At 60.7% G+C, this 19662-nt stretch carries 22 protein-coding genes; 8 read left to right on the forward strand and 14 right to left on the reverse strand.

Annotated features, from left to right (window positions below; genetic code table 11):
- Positions 1-42 precede the first annotated feature (42 nt).
- Positions 43-768: a hypothetical protein gene (locus HK23_RS14330; RefSeq protein WP_143217530.1), complete on the reverse strand. Its 726-nt coding sequence runs from the start codon at positions 766-768 to the stop codon at positions 43-45.
- Positions 769-813: 45 nt separating this feature from the next.
- The gene (locus HK23_RS09235) at positions 814-2430 is read right to left on the reverse strand and encodes a DUF1073 domain-containing protein (RefSeq protein WP_256940136.1); all 1617 of its coding nucleotides are present in this window, start codon (positions 2428-2430) and stop codon (positions 814-816) included.
- A gap of 136 nt (positions 2431-2566) precedes the next feature.
- Between HK23_RS09235 and sodC the strand changes: the two genes are divergently transcribed.
- Positions 2567-3106: a superoxide dismutase[Cu-Zn] gene (gene sodC, locus HK23_RS09240; RefSeq protein ID WP_063907809.1), complete on the forward strand. Its 540-nt coding sequence runs from the start codon at positions 2567-2569 to the stop codon at positions 3104-3106.
- Between the two features lie 89 nt (positions 3107-3195).
- On the opposite strand, the gene HK23_RS09245 is transcribed toward sodC, so the two are convergent.
- Positions 3196-3462, reverse strand: coding sequence for a hypothetical protein (locus tag HK23_RS09245; protein ID WP_063907808.1), 267 nt, complete (start codon positions 3460-3462; stop codon positions 3196-3198).
- Positions 3463-3627: 165 nt separating this feature from the next.
- On the opposite strand from HK23_RS09245, the gene HK23_RS09250 reads away from it, so the two are divergent.
- Complete coding sequence (locus HK23_RS09250) at positions 3628-4236, forward strand: peroxiredoxin (protein ID WP_086653796.1); 609 nt, start codon at positions 3628-3630, stop codon at positions 4234-4236.
- Between the two features lie 144 nt (positions 4237-4380).
- Positions 4381-5400, forward strand: a complete 1020-nt coding sequence (gene trhO / locus HK23_RS09255) for an oxygen-dependent tRNA uridine(34) hydroxylase TrhO (protein WP_373270322.1) — start codon at positions 4381-4383, stop codon at positions 5398-5400.
- Positions 5401-5439: 39 nt separating this feature from the next.
- Here the strand turns inward: trhO and terL are convergent, their stop codons facing one another.
- Genes terL through HK23_RS09270 form a run of 3 tightly spaced genes read right to left on the reverse strand, consistent with a single transcriptional unit; the run spans position 5440 to position 7567 of the window.
- Positions 5440-6879: a phage terminase large subunit gene (gene terL / locus HK23_RS09260; protein WP_256940137.1), complete on the reverse strand. Its 1440-nt coding sequence runs from the start codon at positions 6877-6879 to the stop codon at positions 5440-5442.
- Positions 6830-7093 carry a hypothetical protein gene (locus tag HK23_RS09265; RefSeq protein ID WP_256940138.1) on the reverse strand — a complete coding sequence of 88 codons (264 nt, stop codon included), beginning with the start codon at positions 7091-7093 and terminating at the stop codon, positions 6830-6832. The genes terL and HK23_RS09265 overlap by 50 nt, the downstream gene beginning before the upstream one ends.
- A 6-nt stretch (positions 7094-7099) precedes the next feature.
- A complete protein-coding gene (locus HK23_RS09270; protein WP_086653731.1) occupies positions 7100-7567 on the reverse strand; it encodes a hypothetical protein in 468 nt (155 codons plus the stop codon).
- Between the two features lie 281 nt (positions 7568-7848).
- Here HK23_RS09270 and HK23_RS09275 point away from each other — a divergent pair, with 281 nt between their 5' ends.
- Positions 7849-9207: a PQQ-dependent sugar dehydrogenase gene (locus tag HK23_RS09275; protein ID WP_086653732.1), complete on the forward strand. Its 1359-nt coding sequence runs from the start codon at positions 7849-7851 to the stop codon at positions 9205-9207.
- 116 nt (positions 9208-9323) lie between these two features.
- On the opposite strand, the gene grxB is transcribed toward HK23_RS09275, so the two are convergent.
- The 5 genes from grxB to HK23_RS09300 form a co-directional block, all read right to left on the reverse strand.
- A complete protein-coding gene (gene grxB, locus HK23_RS09280; protein WP_086653798.1) occupies positions 9324-9971 on the reverse strand; it encodes a glutaredoxin 2 in 648 nt (215 codons plus the stop codon).
- Between the two features lie 64 nt (positions 9972-10035).
- Complete coding sequence (locus HK23_RS09285; protein WP_086653799.1) at positions 10036-10587, reverse strand: hypothetical protein; 552 nt, start codon at positions 10585-10587, stop codon at positions 10036-10038.
- A gap of 74 nt (positions 10588-10661) precedes the next feature.
- Positions 10662-11180: a hypothetical protein gene (locus HK23_RS09290; protein WP_086653733.1), complete on the reverse strand. Its 519-nt coding sequence runs from the start codon at positions 11178-11180 to the stop codon at positions 10662-10664.
- 2 nt (positions 11181-11182) lie between these two features.
- On the reverse strand, positions 11183-12016 hold the full coding sequence (locus tag HK23_RS09295) for a winged helix-turn-helix domain-containing protein (RefSeq protein WP_086653734.1): 834 nt from the start codon (positions 12014-12016) through the stop codon (positions 11183-11185).
- Positions 12013-12582 (reverse strand): hypothetical protein, encoded by a 570-nt coding sequence (locus HK23_RS09300; RefSeq protein ID WP_086653735.1) that lies wholly within the window; start codon positions 12580-12582, stop codon positions 12013-12015. The genes HK23_RS09295 and HK23_RS09300 overlap by 4 nt, the downstream gene beginning before the upstream one ends.
- A gap of 157 nt (positions 12583-12739) precedes the next feature.
- Between HK23_RS09300 and HK23_RS09305 the strand changes: the two genes are divergently transcribed.
- The 3 genes from HK23_RS09305 to HK23_RS09315 all read left to right on the forward strand — a co-directional run bounded on the left by HK23_RS09305 (position 12740) and on the right by HK23_RS09315 (position 16212).
- On the forward strand, positions 12740-13450 hold the full coding sequence (locus HK23_RS09305) for a LexA family transcriptional regulator (RefSeq protein WP_086653736.1): 711 nt from the start codon (positions 12740-12742) through the stop codon (positions 13448-13450).
- Between the two features lie 357 nt (positions 13451-13807).
- Positions 13808-15736: a Hint domain-containing protein gene (locus tag HK23_RS09310; RefSeq protein WP_086653737.1), complete on the forward strand. Its 1929-nt coding sequence runs from the start codon at positions 13808-13810 to the stop codon at positions 15734-15736.
- 212 nt (positions 15737-15948) lie between these two features.
- Entirely contained in the window at positions 15949-16212 is a 264-nt protein-coding gene (locus tag HK23_RS09315) for a hypothetical protein (protein ID WP_256940139.1), read from the forward strand.
- A 229-nt stretch (positions 16213-16441) separates the two neighbouring features.
- Here HK23_RS09315 and HK23_RS09320 read toward each other — a convergent pair whose 3' ends face one another.
- A complete protein-coding gene (locus HK23_RS09320) occupies positions 16442-16825 on the reverse strand; it encodes a hypothetical protein (RefSeq protein ID WP_063907794.1) in 384 nt (127 codons plus the stop codon).
- Positions 16826-16866: 41 nt separating this feature from the next.
- The gene (locus HK23_RS09325) at positions 16867-17112 is read right to left on the reverse strand and encodes a hypothetical protein (protein WP_086653738.1); all 246 of its coding nucleotides are present in this window, start codon (positions 17110-17112) and stop codon (positions 16867-16869) included.
- 220 nt (positions 17113-17332) lie between these two features.
- Between HK23_RS09325 and HK23_RS09330 the strand changes: the two genes are divergently transcribed.
- On the forward strand, positions 17333-18211 hold the full coding sequence (locus HK23_RS09330; RefSeq protein ID WP_086653739.1) for an META domain-containing protein: 879 nt from the start codon (positions 17333-17335) through the stop codon (positions 18209-18211).
- A 5-nt stretch (positions 18212-18216) separates the two neighbouring features.
- On the opposite strand, the gene HK23_RS09335 is transcribed toward HK23_RS09330, so the two are convergent.
- Positions 18217-19515: a DEAD/DEAH box helicase gene (locus HK23_RS09335; RefSeq protein WP_086653740.1), complete on the reverse strand. Its 1299-nt coding sequence runs from the start codon at positions 19513-19515 to the stop codon at positions 18217-18219.
- Positions 19516-19662 lie beyond the last annotated feature (147 nt).

Genomic DNA, 19662 nt, shown 5'->3' on the forward strand with positions numbered 1-19662 from the left:
CATCCTGCCTTTGAATCACACTCAAAACCTCTTGAAAACCTATCATAGCGAATTTCCAAAAGGGCTCTGAGTATCTATAACAGATTCGAATATAGCCAGAGGCACATAGCTTTTTGCATCAATTCCTCCGGAATCTACACGAGAAAAAGTAAAATCTGCATCATCATGTGTAAAAGATGGTACACCATTACCATAATAAGGAACACCAATACCGTATTCATCAAAATTATAGCCCGGTCTCTGGCCTCCCAATCGACCAAAAGACGTAACGATAGGAATGCTAGTGCTATCTACTGGATTCAAAATCGGTACATAAGCATTATCAGGCCAGTGAGCTCCCGCAGGAAGGATAATTGGGGAATATGAGTTGAATGAACTCCATATCGAATTTAAAGTGTTTATATCCTGAGAACCTGTATTTGGAATGAGCTCCATTCCAAAATCTCGTAAGGTTGGCAAATCAGAAATATGATACTGCAACACTCTCGGGGTGTATGTAGGGAAAACAGCATCCCCTTGCGGTGTAATTGTCTCTACGTTCGCGTTGCTAATATCACCCGTAATGGGAGAGGTGACATCTTGACCTACCTCCTCATTAACCTTCTGGACACGGGCATCTAGAAAATGGTTTGATTTTTTTTGAGTTAACATCAGATTATTGGCTTTGAAAGCCGAGGGACTGTAACCTACAGCATGGTTTCCTGCCGCGTGTGCATAAAATGGCATAGCGACCAAAACTGTGAAAAAGAATTTCGATGTGATTTTCATATTTCTCTTTCTCCCGTTGAAATCTATTACGAAAAACCCTGATCGTTAGGGAGGAACAAATCCAGAGTGATCCAGACTGACGGAGGCGTACTGGCCGCTGGTGTCATGCGCGGTGCGGCTGCGGGCTTCTGTGGGAGTGATGATGCCGGAGCGGATGTTCTGGGCATCGATATCCGCGCGGGTTTTTTGCAGGGTGGCGCGGGCGAGTTCATCCATCTGCCAGAGGGAGACGAAGGTGAAGTCGATCTCCGGGTCGATCTCGCCCCACAGGTTGAGCATGACCATATGCAGGATGGTGGTCAGGTTTTTGCGGTAGAGTGTCTCCTGAAAAGCGTGCACGCGGTCATAGAAAACCCGGATTTCTCCATCGGCTGAGGCGTTCAGCCCGCTGGGGGTGATGCCGGTGAATTTGACCAGCGGTTCCTGCGCTACAGCGCACATCTGCTCCTGCGCCTGAGCTTGCAGGCGGTCTAGCCCGGCGAGCGGAGCAGCCAGAAGCTCCAGCTTTTCCCGGTCTTTATCCAGCACGAAGGTGCCGCGATTGGAGCGGAAGCGGTTGAAGGCTTCGATGCGGCTGAGGAGGCCTTCCGGGTCCTGCGCGTAGGCCGACATATCCGTTGAGAGGGCAACGATGGAGAATGCGTTCAGCAGGTCTGACACGGACTGGCGGGTGCGCAGCCAGTTTTCCACTGCGGGGCGGGCCATTTGCGAGAGCGACAAACCGCCGAAATTATAAGCAGGTTTGAGAAGGTCCGGCACCGGTCGGGAAACAAACTGCAACAGCCGCGTGCTATGCAGCAGGCCGCCCTGCACCCACCAGCGCGAGGGCTGGTAGAACTCGGTGCTGAGGGGGTTGGCGGTGTCATACTGGTCTGGCGTGGTCCAGACAGGTTCGATCGGCACGAGGGCGCGGAGCGAGCCTTTGCGGAAGGTTTCTGGCCTGAGCAGCAGCGGGGTTTCCAGCCCGCCGCCGGTGCGGGGCTGACCGGTATCTACATAGAGCAGGCCCATGCCGTAATAGCCGTCATACTCCGCCATGCGGCGCAGGACATCCCGCACGTTCAGGCGGGTGAATTCACGCTCAAGGTCAGCAAGGCGTTGCTTTTTGTCTGCCGTGCCGCGGGCGCGGAAGGTGATCCATTCCCGCGTGGCCTCGGCGGCAATGACCTCCACCATGTGCCGGTATTCCGCACGCTGGGAGAGTTCCGCCAAACGCGGGTAGCCAGGAAAGGCGACGCCCTCCGCCACCGCCTGCCGCAGCCAGCCGAGCAGGCCGGGATTGGCTGAGGCGGCGCTGTCCATAGCCAGATGAGTGCGGCCATCACCCCGCACGCCTTTGGGCGGCTGGTAGGGCCGGAACACATCCGCCTGCGCCGGGAGGCTTTGCACGCGCAGGGTTTCCGCCATGTCACGCGGGCCGATGCCGGACGGCGTTGGCGGGACCGAAGCGGTGGGACGTGTCAGGCGGGGTTCCTGGCGAGGGGGACGTGTGCCTGAAGGGGGGTGGCGTGAGAACGGGGACTGGCGTTGGAACTGGGGCGTAGCCTGTGGGACCAAAGAAGACGCGTGGGCCGCGGTCAACGGTGGGTGTGCGGGGGCGGAGAGGTCTGCCGAAGGGTGGCGCGGGGAGAACCAGCGGGAGAGGAATGAGGGGCGTGGCACAGGGAGGGCTCTCCGGAACAGAGGGGCGCAACGGAAGGTGTATGGCGGGGGCATCACAACAGGCCTAGGGTCGGGAACCCGGAGCCTGTTTGTGGGTTACGAGTGACGGACTGTCAGGATTGAAGGAACACCCGGTATGAAAACAGGTTTGACGAAAGCGCTGGCAGCAGGACTGTTGCTGGGCGTGATGGCCTCTCCGCTGGCCAGTGCAGCGGAAACGGCAGACGGGACGCTGGTGGGCGCGGATGGCGCGGAAGTCGGCACCGTGAAAGTGACTAATGCGCCCGGTGGGGTGCTGCTACGGGTGAGCGTGCGCAACCTCTCACCGGGGTGGCATGGCATGCATTTTCATGAAAAAGGCAGTTGTGAAGCGCCGAAATTCACCAGTGCAGGCGCGCATGTGCATACCATGACGCCGGTGGTGCATGGGCTGCTGCATGACAATGCCAATGATAACGGGGACTTGCCGAACCTGTATGTGGGGCCGGACGGTCAGGCGACGGTGGAGCTGTATTCCACGCTGGTTTCTCTGAAGCCCGGCAGCACGCGGCCTGCTCTGCTGGCCAATGGGGGATCAGCACTGGTGATCCATGCGCACCCCGATGACTATACCACGCAGCCGATTGGTGGCTCGGGCGATCGGGTGGCGTGTGCGGTGATTAAAGCGGGCTCATAAACCCGGCATGTGCAAAGGCAGGGGAAACCCGGTAAGGGGCCCCCTGCCCTGCTGACACGAGAGTGTGCCTGAAGAGAGAACCTGAGAGATCAGGCTTTTTCGTCTTCAGCGTCCTCTTCGGGGTCTTCATCATCTTCAAAGACCAGTTCAACCGTGATGGTTGCGCTGTCGCCTTCCTGAAGTTTTTTAGCGTCTGCGTTGGCTTCGTCCTCGTTTTCGTAGAACTTGCCTTCGTTGGGGTCTTCCTGCCACTCGTTGCGCGGGTCCCAGAAAGTTACGTCGCCGTCCTCGTCTTCACGCTGTACGAGGTAGCCAACGATCACATCGTTTTCGTCGCTCATGTTTTCGTCGCTCATGGTCTTTATCCTTTACTGACCCGTCACCTATGCAGCATGGACAGAAAAAAGGAAGAGCCTCAAGTGACGATTCTGCGTCAACCCTGCCGAAAGCAAGGATCTCCGAGGCGCGGTCCTGCCTCTGTTTGTGCCTCTTTTGCCTGCAATGATGTTGGGAGCTGCCTGATGACTCGTATTCTGACACCGATGCGCCGCCTGACCCGGCTGGCGCTGCTGGCCCCGATGCTGGCCGGACCCGTCCTGCTGGGAACGGGAGCCATGACCCCCGCGGCCCATGCGGCGCTGGCAAACGGGACCACCGCCCCGGATTTTACCCTGGATGGCGCGCTGGGTGGGAAGCCGCTCTCTTTCTCGCTGAAAGAAGAGCTGAAGAAGGGGCCGGTGGTGCTGTATTTCTTCCCCGCCGCCTTTACCAGCGGGTGCACACTGGAAGCCCATGCCTTTGCGGAAGCCATCCCCACCTTCCAGAAGCTCGGTGCGACCGTGGTGGGTGTGACGGCGGGCAATACCGAGCGCGTGGCCGAGTTCTCCAAAGAGGAATGCCGCAGTGCGTTCCCCGTGCTGGCGGACCCCGGCGCGAAGGTGGCCGGGCTGTATGACAGCCAGAAGACGCAGGGGTCCTTTGCGCTGTCCTCCCGCACATCCTTTGTGATTACGCCCGAGGGCAAAATTATCCTGAGCTATACGTCCGGCGACCCGGAGACGCATGTGCAGAAAACGCTGGAAGCCGTGCAGGTGTGGCGGGTGGCCCAGCCTGCGCACGAAGGCCAGTAAAGGGCTGGCCCTTGTCCTGCACCGGGGTGGAGGAGTAAGTCTGGCGGGCTGATTTCATCCTGATTGCGGCAGGGGGCGGTGTGCGGACTGGCATGCTTAAAGCCCGGACTGATCTGCAATCGCACTTCTGGACTGGTTGTTGCCGTGACTGAGACCTCTTTGCCGATTTGCGTTGCTGCGCTGTATCGCTTTACGCCGTTTGAAAACTTTGCCGAGCTGCGCGGCCCGTTGCAGGCGGTGTGTGATGCAAACGGCGTGCAGGGCACCCTGCTGTTGGCGCATGAGGGCATTAACGGCACCATTGCCGGCACGGATGCGGGTATTGCGGCGGTGCTGGAGCATATCCGCGCCCTGCCCGGCTGTGCGGAAATTGAGGTCAAATTCTCCCGCGCACCGAGCATGCCGTTTTTGCGCATGAAGGTGCGGCTGAAGAAAGAGATTGTGACCATGGGTGTGCCGGGGCTGGACCCGCGTTCTGACGTGGGCCATTACGTGGCCGCCGAGGAATGGAACGCACTGCTGGAAGACCCGGACACCATTCTGATTGATACCCGCAACGACTATGAAGTTGCCGCAGGCACCTTTGAAGGGGCGATTGACCCGAAGACCAAGACCTTTCGGGAGTTCCCCGGCTGGTTCCGCGAACATCGGGCCGAACTGCTGGCCGAAGGGCGTAAGCCGCGTATTGCCATGTTCTGCACGGGCGGTATCCGCTGTGAGAAAGCCACCGCGTTTGTCAAAGCGGAAGGGCTGGACGAGGTTTACCACTTGCAGGGTGGTATTCTGAAGTATCTGGAAAACATTCCCGAAGACAAAAGCCTGTGGCGTGGCGAATGTTTTGTGTTTGACCAGCGCGTGACGGTGAAGCACGGGCTGGAACCTGGATCACTCGACCAGTGCCATGCCTGCCGCATGCCGCTGACGGCGGAAGAAATGGCCTCCCCTGAATATGAGCATGGGGTGAGTTGCCCGCATTGCTACAACGAACGCGATGAAAAGCAGCGTGCCCGTTATGCCGAGCGCGAACGGCAGGCGCAGCTGGCTGCGGAACGCGGGGAAGTGCATCTGGGCGCGCATATGGATGAAATCCGTGAGCGCAAGCGGCGGGAACGGGAAGAAGAAATCCGTCGGCAGAATGAGAAGCGGCAGCACGCAGCGCACTAAGGCACCGTTTGCCGAAAGGCACGACTGCACCAGCCAGCTTTAAATCCGGGCAAGGAAATCCGGGGCGAAACGAGGCAGAGGCGTTGCGTCGGTGAGGGCTGTGAAAGCGCCTGCGGCGGCGTCTACCTGATCGTCATGACCGCCGCCGGGGAAGGCGGCGAGTTCTTCCAGAAAGTGTGCGGTCCAGAAGGCGCGGACGGCGAGGACATTGCCTGCGTTCACCTGTGCTGCGAACGGGGCAGCGCGGGTGGCTTTATCGCCTGTTTCCCGCACGGTTTTGACCTGATAGCCCGCGAGGCGGCCTGTGAGGTAGCGGGCCTGTGCGACGCCAGCCTGACCGGGGTCCTGCGGCAGGATGATGCGGGTTGCGGGGCCGTCCTGTGCTGCGGTGGCGAGGAGTGTTGCTTCCACCTGAGCAGGGTCGCCGCGCAGGCGGGTGACATCCAGAACGCAGAACCGGCCATCCGGCAGGCGGGAGAGTTTGACGCCCACTGTCCAATCCGCATTGCGGCCTGTGCTGTGGCGGGTGGCGGCGAGGTCCCATCGGCGGACGGTCTGGCCACCTGCGGGGGCGGCGGATTGCACGCTGATCATGCCCGTCTGGAACAACGTGCCTTCTGCCGGAACGGGAGATTGCTGGTAGAGGGCACCCCATTCCCGCGCACCAATGGCGAGGCGGATGCGGGCGAGTTCCGGCTCCGGGAAAGCCTGTGGCCAGAGAGCTGTGCCGGGGGCGCGGTTGAGGGGGTCAGTGTCTTCCGCGAGGGCGGGAAGACGGAGGATGTCCCATGCCTCGCCGGTGGCGTTCTGCATGTCATCCAGCAGGCGGCCTGCGAGATCATCCGGTGACCAGCGGGTCATGACCAGCACAATGGCCCCGCCCGGCATGAGGCGGGTGCGCAGGACGGCGCGATACCAGTCCCACACGGCAGCGCGGCGGGCGGGGCTTTCGGCCTCCTGACGGTCTTTGACCGGATCATCCACAATGGCGAGGTGAGCGCCCTTCCCTGTCAGGCCGCCGCCAATGCCCATGCTGGCGTAGAGGCCGCCCTGGGCTGTGTGCCAGGCATCTTTCGCGCTGCTGTCTGCGGCCAGTGTGACGCTGGGAAACAGAGAGTTGAAGCGGCGGGAGGCGACGAGGTTACGGACGTCTCGCCCAAAGTCCTGCGCCAGTGAGGCCCCGTAGGACGCGCAGACAACCTGTTTTGTGGGGTTGCGGCCCAGATACCATGCCGGAAAACGCTTGCTGGTGAGTTCAGATTTTCCATGCCGGGGTGGCATGAAGACCATGAGACGGGTGATGGCCCCGCGTTCCACGGCATCCAGTTTCTCACACAACAGATGATGATGTGCGCCGGCCTGGTAGTCCGGCATGGTGTAGCGCGTGAAATCCAGAAGGCCCGCTCTGGCCGCAGCGCGACGGGCGAGTTCAGTCCGGGCGGCCTGCTGCGCCTGTTTGCGCAAGTGTGTTGAGTTCATCATCCGAAAACTCTTCGACGCCGCGGCGAACAACCGCATTCATGGACAGGCCCGCCAGTTTGGGGTGCAGGTAGGGGGCGGCCACTTTGGCGGCGTCAAACTGGCGGTCGGTTATGGTCTCGTCCCCCTGCATGACGCGGGTGAAAATATCCAGCGGGGTGATGGGGGTGGGTTTTCTGGAGCGTCGTTTAGGAGGAACGGGTTTTTCTGGCATGGATTTTCAGAAAAAATGCAGGACGCGGGGGGAGCGTGGTTCCGGGCGGTAAGGTGGCAGGTGGAGCGCGCCGGTGCAGGAGGGCGATGTGTGAAACCTGCCGGTTTTATCCCGGTGTCTTGTAGAAAAACGTGGTGCGGGGGCGTCTTCCTGCTGGCGGTGGCGGAGTTCTGCGCAGAGCGTGGTCAGGAGACGTTCTGTAAGGGCGGCGCTGAACTGGCCGCGCCGGATGAGCCCCTGTGTGGAGGGACGCAGGACGGGGCGGCAGCGGATGCGGGCGCCATCCGGGCAGCCTGACCGCAGGGCTTCCGCCCAGGGCACCGGGATATCGGCCCGGTGGTGGTTTTCTGCCTGCGCGAGGATGGGACAGAAGACCAGAGCGGCCCCCTTGCGCGCTGCCAGAACCCACCATGTTGCGGCGGAACAGAAGACGGCACCTGCGCGCACGCCTGAAGCCGGGGATGCACCCGCCATGAGGACTCCTGAGACTTGCGGCACGGCTGCATGAAAAACACAGTCCGTTGCACGATGATGCGGGGATGTTTGCAAAGTCTGCCCGGGGTTTTGAAAAACGCTCTCTGGCAGGACTTTTGCGATGATGCCGAAGGGATAGGGGTGACCACGCGCGCAGACAAGCGGTGCAGCAGGCAGGATTTCTGGCCGGAATGAACTTCCTCCCGGCTTGCGTGTTTGAAGGGAGAGGCTCCGGCACACCTCCGTGACCGTGTGCCTGACGAACAGGGATGTGCACACTCATGACACACACACGCCGTTATCTTCTGGGGCTGGGGATTGTTCTGGTCCTTGTGGGGGCTGGAACCTATAAATTTGTGCTGCGGCCGGAATCTGCCCAGCTTCCGGTTTCTGCCGGAACGGGGCCTCACCCCAAGCTGCCGCCGCCCAATGCGACGCTGATGCCGACCGTCAATATTGCCCGCCCGACTGGCTGGAAAGACGGGGAAAAGCCCCATGCTTCCGCAGGGCTGAGCGTGCAGGCCTTTGCTAAAGGGCTGAACCACCCGCGGTGGCTGTATGCCTTGCCGAACGGGGATGTGCTGGTGGCGGAAACCAACTCCCCCGGCACGGACAAAACATCCGTTAAAAACCGGATTGCCCGTGCCATTCAGGGCCTTGTGGGGGCGGATGTGCCCAGCCCGAACCGTATTCTTTTGCTACGGGATGGCAACGGGGATGGCATTGCGGAAGAGCAGAGCGTGTTTCTGGAGCATCTGCACTCACCTTTTGGCATGGCGCTGGTTGGGGACACGCTTTATGTAGCGAATGCTGATGCAATCTGGCGTTTTCCGTATCAGACCGGGCAGAAATCCATTACTGCGCCGGGGGAAAAAGTGGTGGATCTGCCCTCGGGCTATAACCACCACTGGACCAAGAACATTCTGGCAAGCCCGGATGGGCAGTCTCTTTACGTGACCATTGGTTCCAACAGCAATGCGGCGGAAAACGGATTGCAGGCCGAGGAAGGCCGGGCGCGCATTGACAAACTTGATTTGACCAGCGGCAAGTTGACGCCGTTTGCCACCGGCTTACGCAACCCGAACGGGCTGGCGTGGGAACCCCAGTCCGGCGCGCTGTGGACTGTTGTGAATGAGCGGGATGAAATTGGCAGTGATCTGGTGCCGGATTACCTGACATCGGTCAAGGAAGGGGCGTTTTATGGCTGGCCCTTCAGCTATTATGGCGGGCATGTGGATACGCGGGTCACACCGCAGAACCCGGCTCTGGTGTCCACCGCCATAGCGCCGGACTATGCGCTTGGTTCTCATACTGCCAGCCTGGGTCTTTTGTTTGCACAAGACAGCACCCTGCCCGCCGCCTGGCGGAACGGGGCCTTTATTGCCCAGCACGGCTCCTGGAACCGCAGGCCGAAGAGCGGATATAAGGTGATTTTTGTGCCGTTCCTGAATGGCCGCCCCTCCGGCGTGCCGGTGGATGCGCTGACTGGCTTTCTGACCCCCGGTGAGGGCCATGCGCATGGGCGGCCTGTTGGTCTGGCGCTGGACCAGACGGGCGCGTTGCTGGTGGCCGATGATGTAGGGAATGTGATTTGGCGCGTGTCTGACGCGCAGGGAAAAGACGCGCTTTCCGGCAGGTAACATCCGCCGGGATAACAGAGAGGCGCGGGGCTGGCGGGATGCCGGGCCGCACGTAAAAAAGGGGCTGGCCGGGTGTTCTGGCCAGCCCCTTTTTTTTGTGAAAAGTCCCTGTGTTTTCAGGCGGCAATAGCGTCATACAGCCCCACGCCGGAGAGGCGGGACATGGTCTGACGATAGGCCTCGACGGCGGGCGGATAGACAATGCCGCGCACGAGCGAGAGGCTGTGCAGGTGGGCGAACAGGTGAATATCATCTGTGGAGAGCGTGCCGTTGACGGCTTCCGGGCTGCGGATAAGCGGGGCAAGCATTTTCAGCATGACGTTCAGATTGCCGATCCCTGCCTCACTGTCCCGCAGAATTTCAAAGAACGGGCCGGTGGCGGCTTCCTTTTTTGTCAGGAAGTATGCGCGGGCGGCAGTGGTGGCAAATTCCGGCAGCGGGGCGCAGGCGGCGCGCGGCAGGAACAGATTATAGAGCGTGCTGCTGGTCACGCTGATCCATTCCGTAATGGCCGGGTTGGGGGTGCCTGTCAGGACAGGCGTGCCCTGCTGGTCGATATGGGTGACGATATCCATGCTTTCCGGCATGAAGCGGCCTTCTTCCTCCAGAATGGGGAGGGATTTGCGGCCGACCATGCCGATGGGCGTGGCTTCATCATCATTGAGCAGGATGATGCGTTCATAGGGGAGGTTTTTCAGACCGAAAATCATCTCTGCTTTCACGCAGAACGGGCAGTGATCGTAAATATAGAGTTTCGGGGTCATGCTACTGTGCTCCATACGGATACGGTGGGCCTTCCCCCTGCCCTGTTCTGAAAGCCTCTGCGCGTCAAGCCTGTTCTGTTTGCGCGGCGGGCTGGGCGGGTGTGTTTTTTGCGGCGCGGGCAGCTTTGGCGGCCTTGCGCTCAGCCTCCTGACGGTCGGCCAGCTGTTCCAGCAACAGGGCGCACTGGGCGGCAATTTTGCGCTGGGAGGAACTGGCCGAGATGGCGGGAAACAGGGCCTCGCCCATAGCACGGAACGAGAGTTCATCCACCAGCATCATCCGCAGGCGTTGATGGGCGCACAGGCCCAGAGCCTCCCGAATTGCTGTGATTCGTGCCATGGCACGGGCGCGGACCAGTTGCCAGGAGACGGCATCATGCCGGGTGAGCGTGCTGGGGCGGTGCTGGTCTGAAAACTCCACGTAGTCACAATAGCCAAACACGTAGTCCCGATACCAGCGCTCGGCAGCATCGGCGGCGGGCTGGGTGATGTCCCCTGCCTGAAGCAACGCCTGCACGGTGCGCAGGACGCGGGTGGGCGCTGTGCCGACAAATTCCGAGTGGGCGCGGCGTTCGGGCGTGGGAGCGTTCTCCGCGAAAGTGTTTTCTGTAGACATGCGGTTTCTGGTTTTCTGTTTTGCCATAGTGGGGCCTTTGAAGAGGGTGTCAGAACACTGGAGACGTCGTGTGGTTATGCGGCGGCGTGTGCCGTGGGCGTCTGGTCGCGCAGGGATGTGGGGAGGCAAGCCAGCAAAGTGCGGCTGCTGGCAGCATCCCGCCGCAGGGCGTTGGCGAAGGGGAGCAGGATGGTCCGCAGCTCGTTCGGGCAGGGCCAGCGCGCGCCGACCGGGTAGTCGTCCCTCGGGGGCTGGCGCGTCCAGGCAAGTCGCGCCTCCGGCCCCCATGCACCGGCGGGAATATCTGCGCAGACTTCAAAAATAGCGCGGCACTGGGCGGCGGCGTGCGCTGCCCCCGGCGGGTTGGTGACGAGCTGGCCGAGCTTTTTGAGCCATGCGGCGACGTGCAGTTCCGTCACCGGCTGCAAGGCTGTGTGCAGACTTTGGGCGTGGGCCTGCAACGCCGTGATGAGGTCTGGCGGCACGTCTCGCCGGATGAGCGGCACCCCTGCGGCCTGTGCCGCGAAAATGGCCCGTAGCGCGGGGGATGGGGGTGTGTAAGGGCGAGCGGGCACGTGGGCTGGAGTGGGCATGGTCAGACGCCTTCCAGATCGGGCACGGCGGCCCATGCGGCCATGCGGTTGGCGTGGGGTGTGCTGCTCTGGGGCTGGTCGGGTTCGGCCTGGGCGGCGTCACTCTGGGCGGCGAGGCGGTGGCGGATGGTGGCTTCCAGCCAGGAGACGGGTTCTGCCGGGTTGAAGGCCTCACATTCAGCCAGCACGGCCAGAAGGGTGGCGGCATCATCGGCGAGCATTTTCAGCCATTTGCCCAGCAGCGCACGGGCCGAGCGGTCTGGTCTGCCGGTGACCCGTTTTAAAAACAACAGGCCTGTGTTGAATAAATGCGTGCGCGCATCACTGTCCGGCCCGAACGCAGTGAGGGAGGTTTCTGCTTCTGACTCTGCCTCTGCTTCTTGGTGTTTAAGGGGCTGAGGCGCGGGTGTGGTTAAGGCCTCCCCTGCCCTTTCCGGCTGCTGGCCGGGTTGGGGGGCCGAGTTTGCGGCGGACGTGGGTTTGAGCTGCGGGTTGCCACCGGTGCGGCCCCACTGTGCCCCGAGGTCCGACGCTGCTTTGTCCCGCAGCAGGCGACGGCAGAAAACAGCACCCTCTGGCGTGGTGCTATACACCCCGGCCTCACGCAGTTCGGCCATCAGGCGCTGGATCTGGCGGTCTGACACGCCCAGCATCTGTGCAAGCTGGCGCGTGTGCAGCGGGCGGTGATTGACGCACAAATGGCCGTAGGGTTCGGCCTCGTGCATCAGGCACAGCAGGCGCATCCACAGGCCTTGTGCGGCGAGTGAGCACAGGCGCAAAGCGGGGTCGCGCTCGTAATCCTGCCACCAGAATTTGGACCAGCGGCGTTTGCTCATACCACGTCCCTCCAGCGCTCCAGCCCGCGCCAGATGGCCTGCGTGGCGATGGGGTGACCGGCGGGGAGCGGTTCCGGGTCACGCAGGGGTTCGTGCCACTCCTCATCCTGCGCGGCGTGAGCCGGGGTTTCGGACCGGGCCTGCTCGTACCGCATCAGAGCCTGCCGCACGCCTTCCATACAGCGGCCTGTCTGCCGCCCGATCTGCCGCAGGGATTTTCCGGCGCGCCGCAGGGCAACCATCTGCTCCAGCAGGGCGGCATCCGTTTTGGGGCGGGCGGCGGCGTGGAGGGCGGTGTCCGCTGCGCGGGCGGGACTCGGGTGGGATGTTGAGGGGGATTTATCACCCTTATGCGCGGAAATACGCTGCGGGGATGGGATGGGTGCGGACGTGGCTGCAACAGGGGGACAGCGGGGGATGATGTGCGCCGGGGTGCGAGGGGTGTTCTGCGCCGCCGCGGGACGGGCTGCATGGGGCATGCCGGGAGCACGAACCAGAGGCATGGCGGGAAATCCGCCAGAAATCAGGGTTGAAATGGAGGGAGCGGGAGACTGTGAGGCCGACATAGGCACTCTTCCTTTGAATGGAGGCGATCAAAACAACCTCATCACAAGGGGTGAGGCTTAAGGGGGACGGTAGGGTGACCAGTCACAACGCGTCAAGGGGATATTGAAGAGATATATCCCATTTGATCTTTGGGGGATCGCGTGGGATAGTTCCCCCATGGATCGCTCATCTGTTGCCAGAGAACTGGAACGCCGCATGGCCCTGCTGGGCCTGACGCAAAAAGCCCTGTCCCGCAGCGCAGGTGTGGGCGACACCTATGTGCGCGATATTCTGAAAGGGAAATCGCGCAATCCGGGCGGAGAAAAGCTGGAGCGCGTGGCCTCCATCCTTGGCTGCACGGCGCGGGATCTGCTGTTCCCCGCCGGGGGGCAGTCCGTGGCGCGGGAGGCGCGGTCCACCTACATTGCAACGCCGGACCAGCCGGAAATTACGATGGAGCTGAACCCGCCGGGTTATGTGGCGGTGCCTTATATCTCGCTCCGGGCGGGCATGGGCGGCTGCGGCTATGTGGAAGACCGGCTGCTGGGGCGGCCCAAGTTTTTTGAGGAAGAGTTTGTGCGTGGTGCGCTGCGGGCCTCACCCTCCGACCTCCGGGTGATTGAAGTGGAAGGCCAGTCCATGGAGCCGATGCTCCAGAACGGGGACATGGTGCTGGTGGATACGCGCAAGACATCCATTATCGAACCGGGGATTTTTGTCCTGTTTGATGGCGATGGCGTGGTGTGCAAGTGGGCGGAGCGGGCGCATGAAGCCTCGGAACCGATGGTGCGCATCAAGTCCGAAAACCCGCGTTTTTCCCCTTATGACGTTCCCGCCGACCAGGTGCAGATTATTGGCCGGGTCGTGTGGTTTGCGCGGCGGCTGTAACAGAGCCTTCTAAGCACGCGAAAACTGACATACTCCGGACAGGAGAGGTGCGCGTTCTTTAACGCTGCACGTGGTAGAAATAAGTACCGCAGACCACTCCGAACCAAGAAAAAATCTTTTCCCAAGCGTGCCATAAATACAAACATCTTATTTATGAGACACTAAAGAGCGCTATTTTTACGAGTTATATCCGAGAGATAGCCTGAATACAATGACTGTATTCAGTTGAATATAGATCATTACAATATGTTTGATACAGATTCATTAAAAAATACTAATTTGAATAAATGAAGTCGATTGATATGGATAACGAAAGATTAAAAATTGAGTATTTATTAACAAAATAAGGATACGCGCATGAGCGCATCTTACACCGCGACTTATGTCTGGACGGGCGCCGGAGACGGCACAAGCTGGGCCGATACCAAAAACTGGACCTATTACGACCAGAGCGGGAATACCACCTCCTATCCGCTGACATGGGTGAACGGGCAGCAGGTTGCTTTGCCTCCGGGCACCAGCAGCACATGGGCACCTGTGGCCTTTCCGGCGAATGCCACAGTGGATCTGGCTGGCCAGACCTATGGGGGCGTGGCCAACATGACCGTGGCCGACGGCGCTGCGGTGACGCTGGAAAATGGCACCGTAAACGCCAACGGACTGAGCGTGGCCAGCTCTGGCGCACTGACTGTCAGCGGTGCGGCAACCACCCTGACGGCACCTTCCTCCGCCACGATCAATGGCACGCTGGGACTGAATGATGGTGCGACTGTCACTCTGAATGGCAGCGTGGCAGGGACTGTGGTGTTTGGGGAGGCCCTGGACAACACGCATAATACACTGGTGCTGAATAACGCCTCTCTTTCCATCGGGACGGTGGAGAATTTCACACCGTCTGACAGTGTGGTGGTGGCGAACTCCGGCTATCCGCATGTGCGCTGGATTCAGAACGGAGACAGCAACACCTACACGCTGGTACCAGTGGACAGTAATAACTGGACGCAGTCGGCTATTGTTTCCAACCTTTCCTTCGCTCCCAAACGAGACGCACAGGGAAATGTTCTGACAGATGCTGATGGCAATACTGTTTACTATTCTCCGCAGGATCTGAGCCCGGCCCCTTCCTCGACAGGGACGATCGACGGCAAGAGCGGTGATAGTCAGCATACCGGCAGCACCTATATTCAGGATGCCGGGTTTACGTATGACAGCAGCGCCCGAACGGCCACAGTGACGTGCTTTCTGGCCGGCTCCATGATCCGCACCGCAAAAGGCGATGTGGCCGTTGAAGATGTGCGTGTGGGTGATCTGGTTCTGACGGTAACCACTGGGCAGGAGGTGTATCAGCCCGTCATCTGGGCCGGGTATCAGACTGCGACAGTGCGCGCCGACCTGCCGGATGATGAAGCGGGATATCCGGTTCGTATCCGGGCGGGTGCTCTTGCCGAGGGTGTGCCGTATAAAGACCTGCTGATTACGCCCGAACACTGCCTGTTTCTGAACGGTCGTTTTGTTCCCGTTCGGATGCTGGTCAATGGCCGCAGCATTTTTTATGATCGCACCCTGACGCAGTACACCTACTACCATGTGGAAACGGCACAGCATGCCGTGATTATGGCCAATGGGATGCTGACGGAAAGCTATCTGGATACCGGCAACCGGGGCACCTTTGCACAAGCCGGTAAAGTGGCAACTTTGGGCGCAGGACCGCGCAGCTGGGCACAACATGCCGCTGCCCCGCTGGCGGTGGCACGCGAAGAGGTGGAACCCATGTTCCGTGCGCTGGCCGCGCGGGCTGCACAGTCTGGCGACGGAGAGACCCGGGGAACAGAGGCTGGACCGGAACTGACCTACGAGGCTGATCTGCACCTGGAAACGATGTGCGGACAGACCATCCGCAAAATCCGTATGCAGGATGGCCTGGCGTCTTTCATGCTTCCGGCGGGTGTAACGCAGGTTCGGCTTGTCTCCCGCGCCAGCCGCCCGTGTGATGTGGTGGGGCCGTTTGTGGATGACCGGCGGATGCTGGGTGTTCTGGTGGGCGACATTGTGATGTGTGAAGGCAATCTTGCCCCGCGCAGCATCGTGCCGCAGGCGCAGGACGGTACCCTGCCCGGCTGGCATACACCGGAACCCAATGGCGCACGCTGGACGAATGGCTCAGCCGTGTTGCCGGTCCCGACCTCGTTGCAGCATGCGTTAACGGTGTTGACCGTGCGCGTTCTGTCTGCCGGGCCGTATTGTGTGGAAGACACGCCCGTCTGCCGGGACTGTGTAAACCACTGAGGCATTTTGCCTTTTAAGAGACCGGAAAGCCGGAAGATTCCTTATGGGTCTTCCGGTTTTTCTTTTTTAGGCAGGAAACGGCAGCGGCACGAGATAGTCAGCCTTACACAGATGGTTTGTGCTGATGATCTTTGTGAGTGCTGCTGATGATATCCTCCTCATCCCGCCCTGTTACGCGTCCCGAAAACACCGGGTCTGGTGCAGCATTTTGGATGCCCTTGCCGGGAAGTGCGGCCTTTTTGCGCAGGCAGGAGGCGCTGGACTGTGCAACGCTGACACAGGTTGCGGCGTGTTTACGGCGGACGGTGCGCGAGATTACGCCCCTGCTTGATGCGCTGTATTTTAAAGCGGCTCCGCTGGCCGTGCTGGACTGCTGTGCCACGCTGGAGGCTCTGGCGCAGGAGGTTGAGCAGGATGATGTGCAGACTGTGGCGGAACACGCGCAGGAAGACGTCAGGGGTCTGTTGCCGTTTTAAAACGTCTTGAAGGCACTCTGAGGAGAACGGTTCCGAATTGACGGACCTGCCCCCTGCCTTGCCGCAGAGGTGGCCACCCCGATTACATAGAAAACCACCACGACGACAGCGGTGGCAAACTGGCTTATTCCCGATCCTGCTTTACGCAGTTCAAGAACTCACCGGGCTGGCTGCCGGATATTAAAATTGGCTATCGCTTTTAATCCCCACTGGCATATGGCCGTGGGCGTCAACCTTTTTCCGGCTTAAGCAGGGACTTGCACTGCACATACGTCTCTTTATGCCGGAAGACGAACAGCAGGTAATAATCCAGCGCACGGCTGCGGCGTTTGGAGGTGTGCGTGTAGAACGGGAAGACGTCAAACGGGCCTTCATACCCCGGTGGGATGGGGTCCTGTTCCAGAATAGTTTTGACGCGGAACAGCGGAATATAAATATGCGTTGCCCCGGCGTTTCTGCGCACGTGCCAGAGGTTCTTGCGGAACTTCTTCAGCCTGTCGGGCAGAATGAAGATCATGTTCTCTTCAATAAAGCTTTCGTCCGGGGTGCTGTTGCGCAGGTAGCGCATGTCATCGGGCATATCACAGAAAAAATTATAGCCCTGAATAATCATGGTGGTCTTTCTGGCTGGTCTGTCTGGTAGGGGTGGCCGCGTTACCGCAAGCCGCCATAGGGGTCATCCTGCACGCCCTCTGGTTTCCGGCCGCGCCTGCGATGCCTGAGATAAAGCACGAGGCCGAGCGGCACAATCAGCAGAGTGCTGTAATGGCTCAGGTTCTGCCATTTTGAGCTATGCAGCAGGATATCCGTGGAATAGATCCCGGCCGCCAGTGTGGCCGCAGCCAGCAGCAGGCTGAATACACCAATGGCGATTTTCTCCGCGACGCTGTTTTCTGGCACGGTGGGCTCCCCTGTGGCTTTGCCGGCTGGCTGGATGCGGGCAGCATATCACGGCTGGTCTGGGGGCGTCACGGTTGGGAGCCTCTGCGCCGGGGGCGAACTATGGCGGGAGCGCAACGGAGTGAGCGCACCAGCGTTAGAGGCAGGCTGGCCCTGTTGTGGGAAATGGCAGTAGGATGAGGCAACGGCTCAGGCCGACCAGAGGACGATGAGGAACCAGATGCACACCACGGAAACAGGCGCACAGGCCACAGCACGACAGGCGCGGACCACGCGCGTTGACCAGACAGCGCGGCGTGGCCTGCGGCGCGGCGCAACCGGTGGCATGCTGGCGCTCGGGCTGGCTGGAGTGCTGGCAGGGTGTGCAGGGCAGACCACCACGCAGCCCGTGGCGACCTCTGGTAAACCCGACGGAATTTATCAGGCCTCTGGCAATGAGCCCTCCTGGAACATGACGCTGGCGCAGAACATGCTGACGCTGGAAACGCCGGACGGGCCGCGCACGGCCAGCCCGGTTTTGCATGCCCATGCGGAAGGCGGGAGCCGTAGCTATGAGGCGAAAAATATGCAGGTGGAGATTACGGCCAAGGCGTGTTCCGACAGCATGAGCGGCCAGAGTTATGCCGATACGGTGCGCATTGTGACACAGGGGCGTACGCTGACTGGCTGTGGTGGGGCGTCCCTTGCGCCGACCAGCCTGAACGGCACGCGCTGGGTGGTAACGGCACTGGACGGGCACCGGCTGGCCGATGGCAGCAAGCCGCCGTCTGACACGGACCGCACTACGGATGAGCCGGGCCTGAAAGCCGGGGCACCGGACATGGCCCCCACGCTGGACATTAATGACAGCGGCAAGATTTCCGGCTCTGACGGGTGCAACCGTTATGTAGGTGGGCTGGAATTTGGCAAGGATGGCCGCGTGAAGGCCTCAGCGCAGGGGGGCATCAGCACCATGATGGCCTGCTTCGGCCGACAGGATGCGATCGCCCGGCAGTTCTCCGCCCTCACCCGTGCGGTGACGCACTGGCGGACGGACGGGAACGCGCTGGTTTTAGAGACGGGTGATAAGAAAACTGTGCGGTTGCGGCAGGTTTTTTAAGGAAATCAGGCCCCGCTGCGGGCGGCCATGGCGGCGGCGCGGGCGGCGGCTTTTTCTTCTTCGGTCCAGATTTTGCGTTCACGGACCTTCTGCGGCTTGATCTGTTTGACCGGGCCGCCACCGAGGACAGGGGCGCGTTTGGTGGAGGTGCGGGCTTCTTCCGAATGCCAGGCGTGGTCTGTGTGGACCGTCAGGGTGCGGCCAATTTCACGCTCGACATCATGCAGCCAGGCGCGCTGTTCGGCATCACACAGTGTAATAGCGTAGCCGCTGCGCCCTGCCCGGCCCGTGCGGCCAATGCGGTGGACGTAGCTTTCCGGCAGGCTGGGCAGGTCGTGATTGAAAACATGCGTGACGGTATCAACATCAATGCCACGTGCCGCGATATCTGTTGCCACCAGAACCTGTGCGGTGCCAGCGCGGAAGGCTTCCAGAGCGCGTTCCCGCTGGCCCTGTGACTTGTTGCCGTGCAGGGCTTCTGCCGTGATGCCGGCCTCGGTGATGAAGGCGCAGACTTCGTTAGCAATATTCTTTTGCAGGGTGAAGACCACCGCCTGCCCCATACCGGGCGTGCGCAGCAGTTCCAGCAGGGCTTCTTTCTTGTGGGCTGCGTCCATGAACATGACGGACTGCTCAATGCGGTCCACCGTGGTGGAGGGCGGCGCGATTTCGACATTCGCCGGATTTTGCAGCAGGCTTTCGGCCAGTGCGGCAATGGATTTCGGCATTGTTGCAGAGAGCAGAATGGTGTGGCGCTCTTTGGGGAGCATCGCGACAATGCGTTCGATGGGTTTTGCAAAGCCCATATCGAGCATCTGGTCGGCTTCATCCAGCACCAGTGCTTCAAGCTGAGAGAGGTCGCATTCACCCTGTGTGACCAGATCCAGCAGGCGGCCCGGTGCGGCAACAATGACATCCACGCCGTTTTTCAGCGCGTTGATCTGATGCATCGGGCTGACGCCACCGAAGATGGTGGTGACGGTGAACGGCAGGTGCCGCCCGAAATTTTCAAACCCATCGGCAATCTGAGACACCAGTTCCCGCGTGGGGGCCAGAACCAGCACGCGCGCGCCACGTTTGGGGGCCGGACGCGGGTTTTGAGCCATGCGATGCAGCAGCGGCAGCACGAAAGACGCGGTTTTACCGGTGCCGGTCTGCGCCATGCCGAGCAGATCCCGCCCTTCCAGCAGGAAAGGAATGGACTGGGCCTGAATGGGCGTGGGGGTGGTGTAGCCTGTTTCGGCCAGCGCATCCTGCAGGGGCTGCGTCAGGGGGAGATCGGCAAATGTGATGGATGGGGACATAGCAGGCAGCGCCTCCGGCGCTCAATAAGGCTGCGCCGGGTAGGGCATCGCGTGTTTGGAACGGGGGCTTTTTACGGGTGGGGCGAACGGGCGTCAACAAAAGGTGTGAGGTCGGGCGCAGAATGATGTAGTGTTTATTTTGGTAAT

The organism is Acetobacter malorum, assembly GCF_002153605.1.
Classification (GTDB): Bacteria; Pseudomonadota; Alphaproteobacteria; order Acetobacterales; family Acetobacteraceae; genus Acetobacter; species Acetobacter malorum_A.

Coding starts and splice junctions, on each gene's coding strand:
- HK23_RS09335 (WP_086653740.1), bottom strand. CDS start 19,515: ATGTCCCCATCCATCACATTTGCCGATCTCCCCCTGACGCAGCCCCTG.
- HK23_RS09295 (WP_086653734.1), bottom strand. CDS start 12,016: ATGAGCAAACGCCGCTGGTCCAAATTCTGGTGGCAGGATTACGAGCGC.
- HK23_RS09300 (WP_086653735.1), bottom strand. CDS start 12,582: ATGTCGGCCTCACAGTCTCCCGCTCCCTCCATTTCAACCCTGATTTCT.
- HK23_RS14330 (WP_143217530.1), bottom strand. CDS start 768: ATGAAAATCACATCGAAATTCTTTTTCACAGTTTTGGTCGCTATGCCA.
- HK23_RS09315 (WP_256940139.1), top strand. CDS start 15,949: ATGCCCTTGCCGGGAAGTGCGGCCTTTTTGCGCAGGCAGGAGGCGCTG.
- HK23_RS09320 (WP_063907794.1), bottom strand. CDS start 16,825: ATGATTATTCAGGGCTATAATTTTTTCTGTGATATGCCCGATGACATG.
- HK23_RS09245 (WP_063907808.1), bottom strand. CDS start 3,462: ATGAGCGACGAAAACATGAGCGACGAAAACGATGTGATCGTTGGCTAC.
- terL (WP_256940137.1), bottom strand. CDS start 6,879: ATGAACTCAACACACTTGCGCAAACAGGCGCAGCAGGCCGCCCGGACT.
- grxB (WP_086653798.1), bottom strand. CDS start 9,971: ATGACCCCGAAACTCTATATTTACGATCACTGCCCGTTCTGCGTGAAA.
- HK23_RS09275 (WP_086653732.1), top strand. CDS start 7,849: ATGACACACACACGCCGTTATCTTCTGGGGCTGGGGATTGTTCTGGTC.
- HK23_RS09290 (WP_086653733.1), bottom strand. CDS start 11,180: ATGCCCACTCCAGCCCACGTGCCCGCTCGCCCTTACACACCCCCATCC.
- HK23_RS09305 (WP_086653736.1), top strand. CDS start 12,740: ATGGATCGCTCATCTGTTGCCAGAGAACTGGAACGCCGCATGGCCCTG.
- HK23_RS09310 (WP_086653737.1), top strand. CDS start 13,808: ATGAGCGCATCTTACACCGCGACTTATGTCTGGACGGGCGCCGGAGAC.
- HK23_RS09270 (WP_086653731.1), bottom strand. CDS start 7,567: ATGGCGGGTGCATCCCCGGCTTCAGGCGTGCGCGCAGGTGCCGTCTTC.
- HK23_RS09250 (WP_086653796.1), top strand. CDS start 3,628: ATGACTCGTATTCTGACACCGATGCGCCGCCTGACCCGGCTGGCGCTG.
- HK23_RS09330 (WP_086653739.1), top strand. CDS start 17,333: ATGCACACCACGGAAACAGGCGCACAGGCCACAGCACGACAGGCGCGG.
- HK23_RS09285 (WP_086653799.1), bottom strand. CDS start 10,587: ATGTCTACAGAAAACACTTTCGCGGAGAACGCTCCCACGCCCGAACGC.
- HK23_RS09265 (WP_256940138.1), bottom strand. CDS start 7,093: ATGCCAGAAAAACCCGTTCCTCCTAAACGACGCTCCAGAAAACCCACC.
- sodC (WP_063907809.1), top strand. CDS start 2,567: ATGAAAACAGGTTTGACGAAAGCGCTGGCAGCAGGACTGTTGCTGGGC.